The 15736-nt window shown below is 66.3% G+C and carries 10 protein-coding genes and 1 pseudogene; 6 read left to right on the top strand and 5 right to left on the bottom strand.

The features are described from left to right. Positions 1–41: 41 nt before the first annotated feature. Both ACW7G6_RS03995 and dsbG read left to right on the top strand, forming a co-directional pair. Entirely contained in the window at positions 42–938 is an 897-nt protein-coding gene (locus tag ACW7G6_RS03995) for a redoxin family protein (RefSeq protein ID WP_456979574.1), read from the top strand. Next, positions 938–1705 (top strand): thiol:disulfide interchange protein DsbG, encoded by a 768-nt coding sequence (gene dsbG, locus ACW7G6_RS03990; RefSeq protein ID WP_456979573.1) that lies wholly within the window; start codon positions 938–940, stop codon positions 1703–1705. The genes ACW7G6_RS03995 and dsbG overlap by 1 nt, the downstream gene beginning before the upstream one ends. Positions 1706–1770: 65 nt before the next feature. Here the strand turns inward: dsbG and ACW7G6_RS03985 are convergent, their stop codons facing one another. Beyond that, positions 1771–3174 (bottom strand): GntP family permease, encoded by a 1404-nt coding sequence (locus ACW7G6_RS03985; protein ID WP_456979572.1) that lies wholly within the window; start codon positions 3172–3174, stop codon positions 1771–1773. Between the two features lie 172 nt (positions 3175–3346). On the opposite strand from ACW7G6_RS03985, the gene ACW7G6_RS03980 reads away from it, so the two are divergent. Beyond that, positions 3347–5596 (top strand): TonB-dependent receptor, encoded by a 2250-nt coding sequence (locus ACW7G6_RS03980; protein ID WP_456979571.1) that lies wholly within the window; start codon positions 3347–3349, stop codon positions 5594–5596. 101 nt (positions 5597–5697) lie between these two features. Continuing rightward, positions 5698–9072: a PAS-domain containing protein gene (locus tag ACW7G6_RS03975; RefSeq protein ID WP_456979570.1), complete on the top strand. Its 3375-nt coding sequence runs from the start codon at positions 5698–5700 to the stop codon at positions 9070–9072. 33 nt (positions 9073–9105) lie between these two features. Here ACW7G6_RS03975 and ACW7G6_RS03970 read toward each other — a convergent pair whose 3' ends face one another. Beyond that, positions 9106–9771: a response regulator transcription factor gene (locus ACW7G6_RS03970; RefSeq protein ID WP_456979569.1), complete on the bottom strand. Its 666-nt coding sequence runs from the start codon at positions 9769–9771 to the stop codon at positions 9106–9108. Between the two features lie 119 nt (positions 9772–9890). On the opposite strand from ACW7G6_RS03970, the gene ACW7G6_RS03965 reads away from it, so the two are divergent. Next, positions 9891–11711 carry a 3-hydroxybutyrate oligomer hydrolase family protein gene (locus ACW7G6_RS03965; RefSeq protein ID WP_456979568.1) on the top strand — a complete coding sequence of 607 codons (1821 nt, stop codon included), beginning with the start codon at positions 9891–9893 and terminating at the stop codon, positions 11709–11711. A gap of 64 nt (positions 11712–11775) precedes the next feature. Here the strand turns inward: ACW7G6_RS03965 and ACW7G6_RS03960 are convergent, their stop codons facing one another. From ACW7G6_RS03960 to ACW7G6_RS03950, 3 genes and pseudogenes are all read right to left on the bottom strand, one after another. Beyond that, positions 11776–13308 (bottom strand): pseudouridine synthase, encoded by a 1533-nt coding sequence (locus ACW7G6_RS03960; protein ID WP_456979567.1) that lies wholly within the window; start codon positions 13306–13308, stop codon positions 11776–11778. 163 nt (positions 13309–13471) lie between these two features. After that, positions 13472–14033: pseudogene (scpB, locus tag ACW7G6_RS03955) on the bottom strand (SMC-Scp complex subunit ScpB); the annotation flags it as partial. Between the two features lie 66 nt (positions 14034–14099). Beyond that, positions 14100–15005 (bottom strand): segregation and condensation protein A, encoded by a 906-nt coding sequence (locus tag ACW7G6_RS03950; RefSeq protein ID WP_456979890.1) that lies wholly within the window; start codon positions 15003–15005, stop codon positions 14100–14102. Positions 15006–15374: 369 nt separating this feature from the next. Between ACW7G6_RS03950 and ACW7G6_RS03945 the strand changes: the two genes are divergently transcribed. Continuing rightward, positions 15375–15674 carry a YciI family protein gene (locus ACW7G6_RS03945; RefSeq protein ID WP_456979566.1) on the top strand — a complete coding sequence of 100 codons (300 nt, stop codon included), beginning with the start codon at positions 15375–15377 and terminating at the stop codon, positions 15672–15674. The last annotated feature ends 62 nt before the right edge of the window (positions 15675–15736 follow it).

Genomic DNA, 15736 nt, shown 5'->3' with positions numbered 1-15736 from the left:
TGGTTAATGCTCAGCTGATTGATTTGCGACACCATGGGCGGATGCTTAGTGTTGGTCCATTCCCCATATCGCTGGTCGTGTTGCTGGTTTCGCTGGTGGCAGCCGTACTGTCTGCGCGCTGGTTGCACTGCCGCACCGTCGATGGTGGCGAAGCGGCCGGTTCCGGATCAGCCGGCTCCGCATCAGCACGCCCAGGTTCGATCATCGTGGACATGGCCTTCATCGGGGTCGTCGTGGCCCGGGTCGCCTTCATCGTCCAGTGGTTGCCGCAATACCTGGAAGATCCGTGGTCGATGGTACGGATCGGCGATGGCGGTTTTACCCTCTGGGCCGGTATTGTCGCAGCGATCGGATGGGGTGTCTGGCGCATTCGAAAGCTGCCGTCACTGCGTCGTCCGCTGGCGGCCGGTGTGGTGGCGGGCCTGCTGTCATGGGCGTTCCTCGGCGGCGCCCTGACGCTGCTCCAGAATTCATCCGCCGCGCTGCCAACGACGGCGCTCTCTACCCTGGATGGTGAGCCGACCAGCCTGGAGGCGATGTCCGGCCAGCCGATCGTGCTGAACCTGTGGGCAACCTGGTGCCCGCCGTGTCGCCGCGAAATGCCGGTGTTGGCGCAGGCACAGCAGCAACACGCCGATGTCAGCATCATCCTGGTCAATCAGGGCGAAGGGCCCGACGAGATCCGGGACTATCTGAGCTCTGAAGGCCTGCTGCTGGATAACGTGTTGCTGGATCCTTTTTCATCGGTGATGCAGGAAGTGGGTTCGCGCGGATTGCCGACCACCCTGTTCTTCGATGCCAAAGGCGCCTTGGTCGATACCCACATGGGTGAGTTGTCCGCGGCGAGCCTTTCGCAAAAGCTCCAGCGTTTCGATCTTGCCCCGGCTGTCACCGGGTCACCCGCCACTGGTTCAACCACATCCACGGAGATGCCGTAATGGCTCGAATTACCCCACACTGGCTGTTGCTGTCTTCGGCCTTGTTGATGGCCACCGGTTGCAGTCAGGCGCAGGAGCGGCCGGCGCCGATCCAGGCGCTGGAGGCCCAGGGGCTCGAGGTCATCGGTGAATTCGACGCACCATCCGGGCTGAGCGGCTATGCGGGCCTGGCTGGCCAGAATCCCATCGCCGTCTACGTGACCGAAGATGGCCAGCACGCGCTGGTCGGCTCTCTGGTCAATGCCAAGGGTGAGGATGTCGGTGCGCAAGCGGTGAAGGAACTGGTGATGAAGCCGATGACCGAGCGCGCCTGGGACAAGCTGGAAGCCTCCACCTGGATCGCCGACGGCAAGGCGACGGCGCCGCGCGTGGTTTACACCTTCAGCGACCCGAACTGCCCCTACTGCAACCGTTTCTGGGAAGCCGCCCGGCCGTGGGTGGACTCCGGCAAGGTGCAACTGCGCCACGTCATGGTCGGCGTTATCCGCCAGGACAGTGCCAACAAGGTGGCCGCGATACTTGCCGCGCCTTCACCCGAAGCGGCATTGGTCAAGAACGAGCGCGCGTTCGCGAACGGTGGCATCGCGCCGGCCGCAACGGTGCCGGCAGCCGTACGCAAGAAGCTCGACTCCAACCAGCTGTTGATGCTTGAGATGGGTTTCCAGGGAACACCCGGCATCCTGTTCCTCGATGCCGAAGGGCTGCTGCAGCGCCGCGCCGGGATGCCACGCCCGGAAGACCTGGCCACCGTCCTGGGCCCGCGTTGATGAGTTGATATCACGTCGCTGGTACTTGCCAACAGCTCAAGTCCTGACTCTCAGATTGGCGCCGCTCAGACAATCCCGGTCGCATAGAACACGCCGATGATCACCATCACCGCCAGCGTCTTGATGATCGTGATCGCGAAGATGTCCTTGTAAGCCTGCCGGTGGGTCAGGCCGGTCACCGCGAGCAGGGTGATCACCGCGCCGTTGTGGGGCAGGGTGTCCATGCCGCCGGACGCCATCGCGGCGACGCGATGCAGCACTTCCATCGGGATGCCGGCGGAACTGGCATTGGCGATGAAGGTGTCGGCCATCGCCGCCAGGGCGATGCCCATGCCGCCCGATGCGGAGCCGGTGATGCCGGCCAGCGCCGTCACGGTAACCGCCTCGTTGATCAGCGGGTCGTCGATCGTGCTGAGCGCATTGGCGACGACCAGGAAGCCGGGCAGGGCGGCAATCACGGCGCCGAATCCATACTCCGAAGCGGTGTTCATCCCGGCCAGCAAGGCGCCGCCGATCGCATCCTTGGTGCCGGTCGCGAAGCTGGTAATGACCGGCTTCCAGGCGAAGGCGATCACGCTGATGATGCCGACCAGCAGGGCACCCTCGACCGCCCAGATCGCGGTCACCGAAGCGATGGTCTGCACGATGGATGCGGCGTCGCCGATTACTGCCGGGTCGAACGAATGGCTCTCGCCATAGAACCGCGGGATCCAGATCGTGAACAGCTTGTTGGCGACACCGACCAGCACCAGCGGCAGGATCGCGATGAACGGATTGGCGAGGTGGCCGCCGGTGAAGGGAACCGGCTCGTTGACCAGCACCGCATCACCCGCGTAGCCCTCGCCGGCCTTGAGCGCGACGCGCCGGCGCCAGTCGAGGTAGACCAGCCCGACGGCAAGGATGAACACGCCGCCGATGGTACCCAGCCACGGTGCGGCCCAGGTGTTGGTGCCGAAGAAGGTGGTCGGGATGATGTTCTGGATCTGCGGCGTGCCGGGCAGGGCGTCCATGGTGAAGGTGAACGCACCCAGCGCGATGGTGCCGGGGATCAGCCGTTTCGGGATGTCGCTCTGGCGGAACAGTTCCGCGGCGAACGGGTACACCGCGAACACCACCACGAACAACGACACGCCGCCGTAGGTCAGCACCGCGCAGACGACCACGATCGACAGGATCGCCCGGCCCGCGCCAAACATTCGGATGGTTGCCGCCACGATCGCCTTGGAGAAACCCGACAGCTCGATCACCTTGCCGAAGATCGCGCCGAGCAGGAACACCGGGAAATACAGTTGCAGGAAGCCGACCATCTTGGCCATGAACAGGCCAGTGAACATCGGCGCGACCAGGCTTGGCTCGGTCAGCAGTACTGCCCCCAGCGCCGCCACCGGGGCGAACAGGATCACGCTGTAACCGCGGTAGGCCACGAACATCAGGAACGCCAGTGCGCCCAGCACGATCAGGAAATCCATACGCCACACCCCAAGCCAGACCAATGGGGATGGAGTGTCCGCGTCGGGCCTCCATTGGGGCATTGTCCGAAGGTACAACTGTTCCGTCGGGCGTCCTCTCCTAATCTTGCTGCCATGACGGCATGGGTCCGTCACGCAATCCGTATCCGACAGTTTCCAGGGGAGACACCGCATGTACCGCAAGCAATTGACCGTCGCCATCGTTGCCGCATTGCTCGCGCCATGTGCCTGGGCGCAGTCGTCCACAAGCCCGGCGAGCGAGGATGCCGCACCGGACAACCAGGCGTTGACGCTGGACAAGGTTACGGTGACCGCGCGCCGGCGGGCCGAGTCGCTCCAGGACGTGCCGGTGGCCGTCACCGCCTTCACCGAGGATGCGCTGAAGGATCTGCAGGCCAGTGATGTGACCGGCCTGCAGGGAGCGGTGCCCAACCTCAATATCGTCCAGGGCCGCGGCTCGGCCAACAGCACCAACGTGTTCATCCGTGGCATCGGCCAGCCCGACGCGCTGCAGACCTTCGACCCGGGTGTCGGCATGTATGTCGACGACATCTACTACTCGCGCATCAACGGCTCGATGTTCTCGCTGTTCGATATCGCCCAGATCGAAGTGTTGCGCGGTCCGCAGGGCACGCTTTACGGCAAGAACTCCACCGGCGGCGCAATCAAGGTCACCACCAAGGATCCGTTCGACTACACCGGCGGCTCGGTCGAGCTGACGGCCGGTGACTACGGTCGCCTGGAAAGCCGCTTCTATGTCGCCCACCAGCTGAGCGATACGGTCGCCGCCAGTCTTGCCGGCGCCTTCGTCCGCAACGACGGCTACGTCCGCGACCCCGATACCGGCCGCGACTTCAACAACGATGACACCCAGTCGCTGCGCGCGAAGTTCGCCTTCCGTCCGAGTGACGGGTTCCGCGCCACGTTGTCACTGGACCACAGCAAGCAGGACGTTGCGCCGACCCTCGGCCGGCCGATGGCGCCGCTGATGCAGACTGACCTGGCGTTTGGCCCGGTCGTGCTGCGCCCGGCGGAGACGGATGAGTGGGACTACCGCTCCCGCACCTCGTTTGCCCCGCCGGGACACGGCCAGTCCCTCGAGCACTCCGGTGCGTCGCTGGCGATGGAGTGGGACCTGAACTCGCAGTGGCTGTTCAAGAGCATCAGCGCCTACCGCGAACTGTCGACCCATTCGTTCATCGATATCGACGCCTCCGAGTTCGAGCTCGGCGATGTACTGGTGGCGCTGGACCAGGACCAGGCCAGCCAGGAATTCCAGTTGCAGTACGACAACGGTGACAACCTGCAGGCCACTTTCGGCGCCTACTACATGCGCGAGAACGTGCCGTCGCACCAGGAGGCCTATGCCAATGACCTGTTTGCGCTGGCGGGCATGCCGATCAGCTTCCTGCGCACGATCGACGACGACCTGACCAGCACCAGCGTGGCTGCGTTCGCCCATGCCAGCTGGGAGTTTGTCCCGACCTGGTCGCTCGCCGCCGGGGTGCGCTGGACCCGTGACAACAAGGAATATGACCGCACCACCAGCACCTTCTGGGGCGCGCCGTTCCAGGCGCTCGATGAGACCGTTGCTTTCAGCGCGGAGGCGGACTGGACTGCGGTGACGCCGTCGCTGAGCCTGCAAAAGGCCTTCAGCGACAATGTCATGGGCTACGTATCGGCCAACCGCGGCTTCAAGTCGGGCGGCTTTAACGGCCGCGCCAACACCGTCTATGACACCTTGAACGCCGAATACGATCCCGAGTACGTCTGGACTTACGAGGTCGGGTTGAAGGCGAGTTCGGCCGACAACCGGTTGCGCGGCAGCGTGGCGGCATTCAAGAGTGATTACAGCGACTTCCAGGCGCGGGTCTCGCAGGACGTCGGCACCTTCCCGGTACTCAACGCCGCCGAGCTCGACATCAGCGGTATCGAGTTCGAGGGCATCGCGTTGCTGGGCGAGTCGACTACCCTCAGCGCGCAGCTGGGCTGGCTGGACGCGAAGTACGCACGCTTCGATGACTTCCGCCTGGATCCCACGTACCTCGGCTACGACCCGGCGCTGAACCATGACCACGTGCCGTTCTCGCCGGAGTTCACCGGGCGCGTCGCGTTGCAACATGGCTTCCAACTGGATGGCGCGGGCATGCTGACCCTGGGCGCGGACATCTCGTACCGCGCCGACACCTGGCTGTCGGTGGACAACCGCGACGTGCTCAAGCAGGACGCCTACACCGTGGCCGGCGCCTATGGCGTCTGGGATTCTCCGGCCTACGTGTGGCAGGTCCGTGCCGGCGTGCGCAACCTGACCGACGAGGTCTACATGACCGAGGGCCAGGAGTTCGCCAGCGTCGGCAACATCCAGACGGCCTACTACGGCCTGCCACGGAACTACTACCTGTCGGTGCGCTACAACTTCTGAGTTGCAACCCATCAGGCAACCCCGCTTCCGGCTGACCCCCGGTCCGGCGGCGGCGGGCTTCGGCTCGTCGTCGCTGTTTTGTTTTTGGGTATCCTCGCCGCATGCTGAGTCTGACCACTGTCGCACTGGCAAGCCTGGCCTGGCTTGCATTGATGTTCGGCGCCGCGCTGTACGGCGAGCGCCGTCCGGCCGTGTTCGCGCGGCACTGGCGGCATATCTACGCGTTGTCGCTGGCGGTGCACTGCACCTCGTGGACGTTCTACGGCACCGTTACCCAGGCCGCGCGCTACGGTTGGCCGCTGCCACCGACGTTCCTGGGCGCGATCGTGCTGTACGCGCTGGCGGTCGGTTTCATGATCAAGCTGGTGCGGCTGGCGCGCGAGACCAACGCCACCTCGATCGCCGACTTGATCGCCACCCGACTGGGCAAGGATGCATGGCTGGCAGCGACGGTCACCCTGGTGGCCGCGCTGGGCCTGATTCCCTACATCGCGCTGCAGTTGAAGGCGGTGGCGATGAGTTTTGCCTTGCTGACCACCAGCGATGCCGGCAGCACTGCGGCGGCCTGGCAGGACAGTGCGTTGTACGTCGCCTTGGCGATGGCGGTGTTCGCGATGCTGTTTGGTACCCGGCGCGCGAGCGCGACCGAGCACAATCGCGGGCTGGTGCTGGCGATCGCGTTCGAGTCGTTGTTCAAGCTGGCCGCGATGCTGGCCATTGGGGTATTCGTCTGGTTCGGCCTGGATATCGGCTCCGCGGCGGACCTGGAGCAATTGCAGGGTCAGCTACCTGCGGCGACCCCGGCCGAGCCATCCGGCGGCTTCGTGCCGCTGGTACTGCTGGGTGCATTGGCGATGTTCATCCTGCCGCACCAGTTCCATATCGGCGTGGTCGAATGCCGCGACGAGGACGACGTGCGCACCGCACGCTGGCAGTTCCCCTTGTACCTGGTGTTGATCGCTCTGCCGGTACTGCCATTGGCGACCGCCGGTGCGGCGCTGCTGGGCGATAGCGTGCCATCGGACATGTACGTGCTCGCGTTGCCGTTGTCGCAAGGCCACGAAGGCCTGGCGCTGTTCGCATTCCTGGGGGGGCTGAGCGCCGCCACGGGGATGGTTGTGGTCAGCACCCTGACCCTGGGCCTGATGATTGGCAACCACTGGTTCGCGCCGGGCTTGTTGCGTGGAGCGTGGTCGCGCAACGACGGCAGCGACCTGCGCGGCAGCGTGTTGCTGCTGCGTCGCGGCGGCATCATGGTGATCATGCTGCTGGCGTGGGGCTACAGCCGCCTGGTCAGTGGCAGCGAGGCGTTGGCGGACGTCGGTGCGGTGTCGTTCTCGGCGCTGGCGACGCTGGCGCCGGCGTTGGGGTTCGCGGTGTGGCGACCGCAGACGCCGCCGCGCGCCGCCGTGATCGGAGTGGCGGTCGGGTTTGCGGCGTGGGCCTGGGTGCTGCTGTTGCCGACGATGTTCGAGCTGGGCGGCAGGCCACCGGCGTGGATCGAGTCCGGACCTTTTGGCGTCGCCCTGCTGTCGCCCGATGGACTGTTTGGATTGACCGGCTGGAGCCGGCTGGGACGAGCCGTGGGGGCGAGCCTGTTCCTGGGAACGATCGCCACGGTGTTGGGCTGGATCTGGCGACGCGATACACCGCGTCAAAGCTATCGTGGGCTGGACGCGAAGACGCTCCGGGATGCGGGCATGCGTTTCCTGCCACGGGAAAGGGTGCTGCAGTTGTTGCATGGCGTGCCGGCGGTTGGCTCGGTGCCAGTGCCGATCGAGGCCGGGATCGAACGTGAGCTGGCGGCGGTGTTGGGTTCGGCATCGGCGCGGGTGTTGCTGGATGCGGCCCGCAGTGAGGGCGGCCGCGGCCTGGATACCGTCGCCGCGATCGTCGGCGAGGCTTCGGCCGACCTGCGCTTCAACCAGCGGGTCCTGGAGGCCGCCTTGCAGAACATGAGCCAGGGCATCAGCGTGGTCGACGCGCAGTTGCGTCTGGTGGCATGGAACCGGCGCTACGCCGAGCTGTTCCAGTATCCCGCCGAGCTGCTGCAGGTGGGCCGGCCAATCGCTGACCTGTCGCGTTGGGCGCTGGGAAAACTGCCTCCCAAGGGCGATCTCGAGCGGGCGCTTGAACGCCGCCTGGCGTTCATGCGCGCCCGTACCCCACACCTGAGCGAACGCGTACTGCCCGACGGCAACATCATCGAGATCCGCGGCAACCCGATGCCCGGCGGCGGATTCGTCGCGACCTTCACCGATGTCACTGATTTTCGCCATGCCGAGAGGGGCCTGTTGCAAGCCAACGAAACCCTGGAGCAGCGCGTGGCCGAGCGAACCGCCGACCTCCAGGTAGCCACCCGCGAGGCCGAGCGCGCCAACGATGCCAAGAGCCGCTTCCTCGCCGCCATCGGCCACGACCTGATGCAGCCCTTGCACGCCGCGCAGTTGTTCACCGACGCGCTGGACACCCAACTGGCCGGGCAAACCCAGCGTGAGGTGCTGGCGCAGATCGGCGGTGCGCTGGATTCCACCAGTGACCTGCTGACCGGCCTGCTCGACATGTCGCGGCTGGAGGCGGGTGGGCTGGTACCCGAGCTACGGGATTTCCCGTTGGCCGAGGTGCTCGAACCGCTGGCGTCGGAGTTCAGCGCGATTGCGGCGGCGCGGGGACTGCGGTTTTGCTTCGTGCGCACCAGTGCCTGGGTCCGCAGTGATCCACAATTGCTGCGCCGCGCGCTGCAGAACTTCCTTGCCAACGCGGTTCGCTATACCGACGTCGGTGGCATCCTGCTCGGCGTTCGCCGCGACCACGCCGGCCTGCGGATCGAGGTGCATGACACCGGGTCCGGTATCGACCCGGCGCTGCAGGATGCGATCTTCGAGGAGTTCCGGCGTGGCGAGAATGCCCCGGGGCAGGGTCTCGGCCTGGGGTTGTCGATCGCCGATCGGATCGCCCAGTTGCTGCATGCTCCGTTGACGTTGCGCAGTACGTTGGGCCGGGGCACGGTGTTCGCGATGCGGGTGGTGCAGGCCCCGACGCCGGCTGCGGTCGTCGCGCCCCGTGCCGCGCGCAGTCTCGCCAGCCTGCGGGTGTTGCTGGTCGACAACGACCCCCAGGCGCTGGATGCACTTGCCGGGGTGTTGCGCGGCTGGGGCTGTGAGGTGGCGGCGGCGGTGGATCGCGAGAGTGCGGAGCAGCGGATGGAGGAGGCTCCCGCGTCGCTGTGGTTGTTCGACTATCACCTGGACCACGGCGATACCGGTATCGCGCTGGCTGCCTACCTCGGTGAACGGCACGGTCCGCGTCCGACCCTGTTGCTCAGCGCCGATGGTACCCACGCGGTGCGCCGGGCCGTGCTGGAGGCCGGCTATTCGCTGCTGGCCAAGCCGCTCAAACCGTTGGCGCTGAAGTCGGTGCTGGACAGGCTGATTGCCGCCTCCGAGATACGACCCGCAACCGCCCCGCTGTTGTAGCCCGCAGGCCCGCGGATTCGTCGGGTTGGGGTGTCAGTCCGCGATTCGCCGCGACGGGTCGGTCAGCTCCAACTCGCGCAGCACCACGCCAGCCTGGGTCCGGTTGCGCACCCCGAGGCGTTCGAAAATGGCCGACAGATGCGCCTTCACCGTGCGTTCCTGTACGTCCAGCCGATCGGCGATCTGCTTGTTCAGCAAGCCCTGGGCGACCAGGGTCAGCACCCGGAACTGCTGCGGCGACAGGCTCGCCAGCCGCGCGGCGAGGTCGGCGTCGTCCCGGGAGCTTTGCGTCCGCGAGACAGCGGCCCGCAATGATGGCGGCAGCCATTGCTCACAGCCGAGCACGGCGCGGATCGCGTCGCGCAGTTCGTCCAGCCCGGAACTCTTTGGCAGGTAGCCCGCGGCGCCATGGTCGAGCGCGCGACGCACCACCCGTGGATCATCGTTGGCCGACACCACCACGACGGCGACGCCCGGGTACTGCGCACGAATCGCGGCAAGGCCGGCCAACCCGTGGTTGCCGGGCATATGCAGGTCGAGCAGGACCAGATCCACATCGGCTTGCGCTTCCAGCACGGCCAGCACGCCATCCAGCGATTCGGCTTCGTGTACCGTGATATCCGCGACGGCATCCACTGCCGCGCCGCGCAGTGCGGCCCGGAACAGCGGATGGTCGTCGGCAATGAGCAAGGTGGGCATCGGACGATTTGTCGGACAGGTAGTAGCCCAGCCTAGCAAGCGGCCGGGAATTGCGGACGGTACGAAAGTACGATGGCGGCGAGCATCGGTCTTGCTAAGGTCGGCAAATGAACCTTTCCATGCTTGAGTTATCCGTGGTTGCCGCCTTGGCCGTGTTGGCCGGTTGCGCGACACCTGCCCATCACACCGGGAGCACGCCAGTCGACGTCAGTTCCGCCAACCAGTCCGACGCGACGGCATTCGGACCGATACGGGTCAGCGAGCATCGTGGCCCCGATGATGATCTGCTGACCGCAGGACTCGGCCTGGACGGCTTGCGCGCGATGACCCCACCGGCATTCGCCGACCCGGCCGCGCCAACGGTCGAGGAAGTGCGCCGTCGTGCCACGTGGAGCAACTGGCGTGGCATCGCCGACCTGGCGCCGGGCGGCGGCTATGGCGAGCTTTACGGCAGTGTCGCGTCGGTACCGGGTCGCGAGTACCAGGCATTCGCACGGGTCGCCGGCGCGAGCCAGCCGCATCGCGTGCTGGTGCAGGTACCCGACAATTTCGACCACGAAGCCCGCTGCATCGTGGTGGCGCCGGCGTCGGGATCGCGCGGAGTGCTGGGCGCGATCGCGATTGCGGGGCCGTGGGCGTTGCCGAAGGGTTGCGCGGTCGCCTATACCGACAAGGGTGCCGGCACCGACTACTTCGATCTCGACGCGGGACTGGGCGCGCGTCTGGACGGCACCATGGGTGCACCGTCGGCGGACGAGCCACTGGCCTTCGTGCCGGAGCCGGCGACCGGCCACGGCGTCGCGGTCAAGCACGCGCACTCGCGTGACAACCCCGAGGCGGACTGGGGCCGGCACGTCAAGCAGGCCGCCGAGTTCGCCCTGCTGGCGTTGGACCGCGCATTCCCGGACTCGCCGGCGTTCCAGTTCGACAACACCAGGGTGATCGCGGTCGGCATCTCCAACGGCGGCGGGGCGGTGTTGCGTGCCGCCGAGCTGGACGGTGACTGGCTGGATGCGGTCGTTGCCGGTGAGCCGAACGTGCAGGTGGCAGGTGCGCGCCCGTTGTATGACTACACCACCGAGGCGGCGTTGCTGATGCCCTGTGCGTTGCCAGTGCTGGGCATCCCGCCGATGCCGACGGCCGCGGCCCAGTGCGCGGCGTTGGCCGAAGCCGGTCTGGTGACGGGCGCGACCATCGAAGAGCAGCAGAAGTCTGCTTACGACACCCTGCACGCGAACGGCTGGACCGACGCGGCATTGCGGGCCGGCTCAATCAGCGTGGCGTTCGATTTGTGGCGCTCGGTGGCGGTGACATACGCCTCCACTTATGGCCGCTACGGCGTGGCCGAGCATCCGTGTGGATATTCGTTTGCCGCGCAGACCCAGGCAGGCACGCCACGCCCCGCGACGGCTGTCGACCGCGCCGCCTGGTCGGCGGATGGTGGGGGTATCCCGCCCGGAGCCGGTGTCGCCATCATCGCGCCGGCGCTCGATCCCGACGCCCCGTTGGCCCAACTGCAATGCCTGCGCGGGTTGTGGGATGGCGAAGGTGCGGACGCCGAACGCGTACGCGAAGGCATCGCTGCCGTGCGCGCCAGCCTGCCGCGTACGGACCTGCCGATCATGGTGATCCACGGACTCGATGACGGCCTGATCCCACCGGCGTTCAGCAGCGCGCCGTATGTCGCCGCCGCGCAGGCCGCTGGCCGCGACGTGCACTACTGGCAGGTGCGCAACGCACAGCATTTCGATGGGTTCCTCGGCCTGCCGGTCTACGGCGCGCAGTACCTGCCGTTGCTGCCGTATGTCCATGAGGCGCTGGATCGGACCTGGGCGCACTTGCAAGCAGGTGCGCCGATGCCGGCAGACGCCGTGATCGAGACCATCCCGCGCGGCGCGGGGAATCGGCTGGAAGCACGCCACCTGGCGATTCCACGCTGATCACGCCGTTATCTCTCCCTGATCGAATACCGCCGTGCGGCATTCGATCAGGGATTACTGCGTATCAGGCGCCGCGCGAACCCCCGCGTCCGCCGCTACCTGGGCGTCCGCCACTGCGCGGACCGCCCTGACGCGGACCGCCTGGGCCGCCCGGGCCGCCGGAACGATTGCCACCGGGTTTATTGGCCGGTCGACCGCCGGGAGCGCGCGTGCTGCGTGACTTGTCGCCGTAGGGATTGAACCCGCCCGGATTGGCATGGTCGGACGGAAAGCTGGGCGAGCTGGCTGGACCGCGATCGTTGCGTCCCTGGCCACCACCCGGACGGCCAGCGCCCGGACGACCCGCGCCGCCCGGACGCCCGTGACCGCCACCCGGCTTGCCATACGGCTTCGGGGTGCGGCCATCCGCGTTGCGGTGACCGGTGGGGCCGGTATTCACGCCGTCAGGCACGTACCAGCTGCGGAATGCGGCGGGGTTGCCGTCCGGTAATGGCTGCTGGCCCTTCGGGGCGCGCTGCTTGAACGGCTTTTGCGACTGCTTGGCGGCGGCTTCACCGCTGACGGTCAGTCCGCCATGCCGCTTGGGCGCACCACGGCCGCGACCACGGTCCTCCCGAACATTGTCGAAACGGCGCAACTCGCGGCCCTCGTCGGCCGAAGTGACATGGCCACCGACGTAGCCGGGACTCTGTGCCCTGCCAGTGAGGTTGATGGTCGAACGGGCCGCCTTGCGTTGGCCAATCACCGGCTGCAGGGTCAGCGCCGACGGTGCGCCATCTTCCAGTCCCAGGCCCTTGCGCAGACTCTCGACACGCTCGGTCGTCAGCTCCTGCGACTGGCCGCGCAGCAATTCGCGGGGCAGGTCGACCGAGCCGTATTTGATCCGCTTCAGGCGGCTGACCTGACAGCCTTGTGATTCCCACAGGCGACGGACTTCGCGGTTGCGTCCTTCCTTCACCACGACCCGGAACCAGTCGTGCGAGTCCGCACCGCCGATGCGCTCGACCTCATCGAACTTCGCCGGGCCGTCCTCCAGTGTGACGCCGCGTTTGAGGCGGTCGGCAATGGCATCTTCCACGTGGTCCTGGCCTTCGGGCGCACGCACCCGGCAGACGTACTCGCGCGACACCTCGAAGGAGGGGTGCATCAAGGTATTGGCCAACTCACCATCGGTGGTCAGCATCAGCAGGCCGGTGGTGTTGATGTCCAGCCGGCCGATCGCGATCCAGCGCGCGCCCTTCAGCGCCGGCAGGGCGTCGAAGATGGTCGGGCGACCTTCGGGGTCCTCGCGCGTGGTGACCTCGCCTTCGGGCTTGTTGTACATCAACACCCGGGACGCTTCGGTCAGCGCGCTGGCGATGAAGTGGCGGCCGTCGATCTCGACCTTGTCGCCACTGCCGATGGATACGCCGACCTGGGCGACCTCGCCATTGACCTTGATCAGGCCATCGGCGATGCGTTGTTCCAGTGCCCGGCGCGAGCCGAGACCAGCCTGCGCGAGCACTTTGTGCAGGCGTTCCTGCATGCGCACAGCGGGGTTGTCACCGGCGTCGTTGCCGTGCTTGAGGGAAAGCTTGCCGCGGGTTTCTTCAGTCATTTCTGTTGCTCCGACGAGACCAGCGAGGCGTCGTCTTCTTCGAGTGGTGCGGTTCCCGGCATCGCGTCGATGGCCGGGTTGGCGGTGGTGGGTTCGTCTGCATCGACACCGATGCTTCCGGCGTCGATGGTCTGGGGTGGATCGGGCGCGTCCTTGTCGTTGAAGCGCAGTTGTGGCTCCAGCTCGCCGATTTCCTTCAGCTCCGACAGCGGCGGCAACTCGTCCAGCCGCTTGAGTCCGAAGTAGTCCAGGAAGCCCCGGGTGGTGCCAAACAAGGCCGGCCGACCGGGGACATCCCGATGGCCGACGACGCGGATCCATTCGCGTTCTTCCAGCGCACGGATGATGTTGCTGCTGACCGCCACGCCGCGCACCTGCTCGATCTCCCCGCGGGTGACCGGTTGCCGGTAGGCGATCAACGCCAGCGTTTCCAGCGTGGCGCGGGTGTAGCGGGTCTGGCGCTCGGTCCACAGGCGCGCGACCCAGGGGTGGACGTCGGCCTTGACCTGGTAGCGGAATCCCGACGCCAGCTCCACCAGTTCGACGCCCCGATCGGCGCAGTCGCCCTGCAGTGTTTCCAGTGCCTGGGCGACGCCGCCGGTCGGTGACGGTTCGCCGCTGGCGACGTCGGCGGCAAACAACTCGTTGAGCTGGGCCACCGTCAGCGGCTGGCTGGCGGCGAGCAACGCGGCCTCGACGATTCGGGTAATCAGGATTTGGTCCATGGATGATTCTATGGCGATGATTCTGTGGTGAAAAATAGCTTTGGGGCCGTGCGCGGGCGTTGCCGCTCAGGGTGTGGCGTCGTCGTTGGCCGCCTGGTCGAACTCGTCGCTGAGTTGGATCTCCGACGGGTCGGTACCAAGCGCCAGTGACTTGACATAAATGGGCGCCAATGCGGCTTCCTGGACGATGTCGACCAGTTGTTCCTTGGCCAGGGTGAGCAGGCCGAGAAACGTGACCACCACGCCGAGCCGGCCTTCGTGCACTTCAAACAGGCTCTCGAAACGGTGAAACGCGCCATCTTCCAGTCGCGCCAGAAGCTCCGCCATCCGCTGGCGCACGCTCAGCGCATCGCGCTTGATGGCATGTTCGGTGTACAGCTCGGCGCGTTTGAACACGTCGTGCAGGGCCAACAACATCTCGCGCAGGTCGACCTCCGGCGGTAGCTTGATTGATGCCCGATCCGGAACGAACGCGTTCGCAGGAGCGGTATCGCGATCCTGCCGGGGCAGGGCATCGATGTCTTCGGCCGCCTTCTTGAAACGTTCGTACTCCTGCAGCCGGCGTACCAGCTCGGCGCGGGGGTCGTCTTCCAGGTCCTCCTCGGCCATGGCGCGCGGTAGCAACATCCGCGACTTGATCTCGGCCAGGATCGCGGCCATCACCAGGTATTCGGCGGCCAGCTCGAAGCGCAAATGGTGCATGGCCTGGATGTAGTCGACGTACTGGCGGGTGATCTCGGCCACCGGGATGTCGAGGATCTCAAGATTCTGCCGGCGGATCAGGTACAGCAACAGGTCCAGCGGTCCTTCAAATGCGTCGAGGATGACTTCCAGCGCGTCCGGAGGAATGTACAGGTCCTGCGGAATCTGCAGTACCGGCTGGCCGTGCACCATGGCGAGCGGCATTTCCTGCTGGCGCGGTGGCGCCAACCGTGAGGCGTCCCCATCCTGGACCAGCGTCAAATTTTGCATGCTCGCGTCGGGCGCGGGATCGTTTGTCATGCGGGGCCGACCCCCTCTGGGTCGTGGCGCTGCAATATCGGAAGAACGGAACACGGCCGGGGAAATCGTTCCAGCGACCCCGGTAGTCGCACCACGTGGCAGCGTGGCGGCAACGCGTGGCGGCAAACGGTTTCAGAAATTCCAGGCTTGGAGTGTCGCGCTGTGGCGTTGAACGTGGACCGTGGAAGACGTAGTGCCATGCAGGGCGCTCGGACGTCTTCGGCAAACGGCTCAGTGGCCTCAGGTTGTTCGTAGGGTACGGGCTGGCGAAACCGCTGTCCAGCGGCTTCTGCGGGAGTGTGACCTACAATTCAGCGACATCCAGGAGGAATACAAGCCATGTGGTACGTGATCGAGGGGTATGACGGCGACGATGTGCTGGCGCGACGGAAGAAGGCGCGGGCGGAACACCTCGCCCGGCTGACGGCGCTGCGCGATGCGGGTCGATTGCTGCTGGCCGGCCCGTGTCCGGCGATTGATGCACAAGACCCCGGTCCGGCGGGCTTCAGCGGCAGCGTGGTGGTGGCCGAATTTGAATCCCTGGAGGCCGCCCGTGACTGGGCGCAAGCCGATCCCTACGTTGACGCGAAGGTCTACGTGCGCACCGAGGTGCGACCGTTCAACCCGGTATTGCCCTGACTCCGGGCGTGCCGATGGGATCGGTATTGCGCCGCATCGGGCGAAAACATCGGGTGTAAAAC

The organism is Lysobacter sp. A421 (assembly GCF_054052145.1).
This window is presented reverse-complemented; position numbering and strand designations above follow the sequence as displayed.

Coding starts and splice junctions, on each gene's coding strand:
- ACW7G6_RS03970 (WP_456979569.1), bottom strand. CDS start 9,771: ATGCCCACCTTGCTCATTGCCGACGACCATCCGCTGTTCCGGGCCGCA.
- ACW7G6_RS03985 (WP_456979572.1), bottom strand. CDS start 3,174: ATGGATTTCCTGATCGTGCTGGGCGCACTGGCGTTCCTGATGTTCGTG.
- ACW7G6_RS03975 (WP_456979570.1), top strand. CDS start 5,698: ATGCTGAGTCTGACCACTGTCGCACTGGCAAGCCTGGCCTGGCTTGCA.
- ACW7G6_RS03995 (WP_456979574.1), top strand. CDS start 42: ATGCTTAGTGTTGGTCCATTCCCCATATCGCTGGTCGTGTTGCTGGTT.
- ACW7G6_RS03965 (WP_456979568.1), top strand. CDS start 9,891: ATGCTTGAGTTATCCGTGGTTGCCGCCTTGGCCGTGTTGGCCGGTTGC.
- ACW7G6_RS03980 (WP_456979571.1), top strand. CDS start 3,347: ATGTACCGCAAGCAATTGACCGTCGCCATCGTTGCCGCATTGCTCGCG.
- ACW7G6_RS03960 (WP_456979567.1), bottom strand. CDS start 13,308: ATGACTGAAGAAACCCGCGGCAAGCTTTCCCTCAAGCACGGCAACGAC.
- ACW7G6_RS03950 (WP_456979890.1), bottom strand. CDS start 15,005: ATGCAAAATTTGACGCTGGTCCAGGATGGGGACGCCTCACGGTTGGCG.
- dsbG (WP_456979573.1), top strand. CDS start 938: ATGGCTCGAATTACCCCACACTGGCTGTTGCTGTCTTCGGCCTTGTTG.
- ACW7G6_RS03945 (WP_456979566.1), top strand. CDS start 15,375: ATGTGGTACGTGATCGAGGGGTATGACGGCGACGATGTGCTGGCGCGA.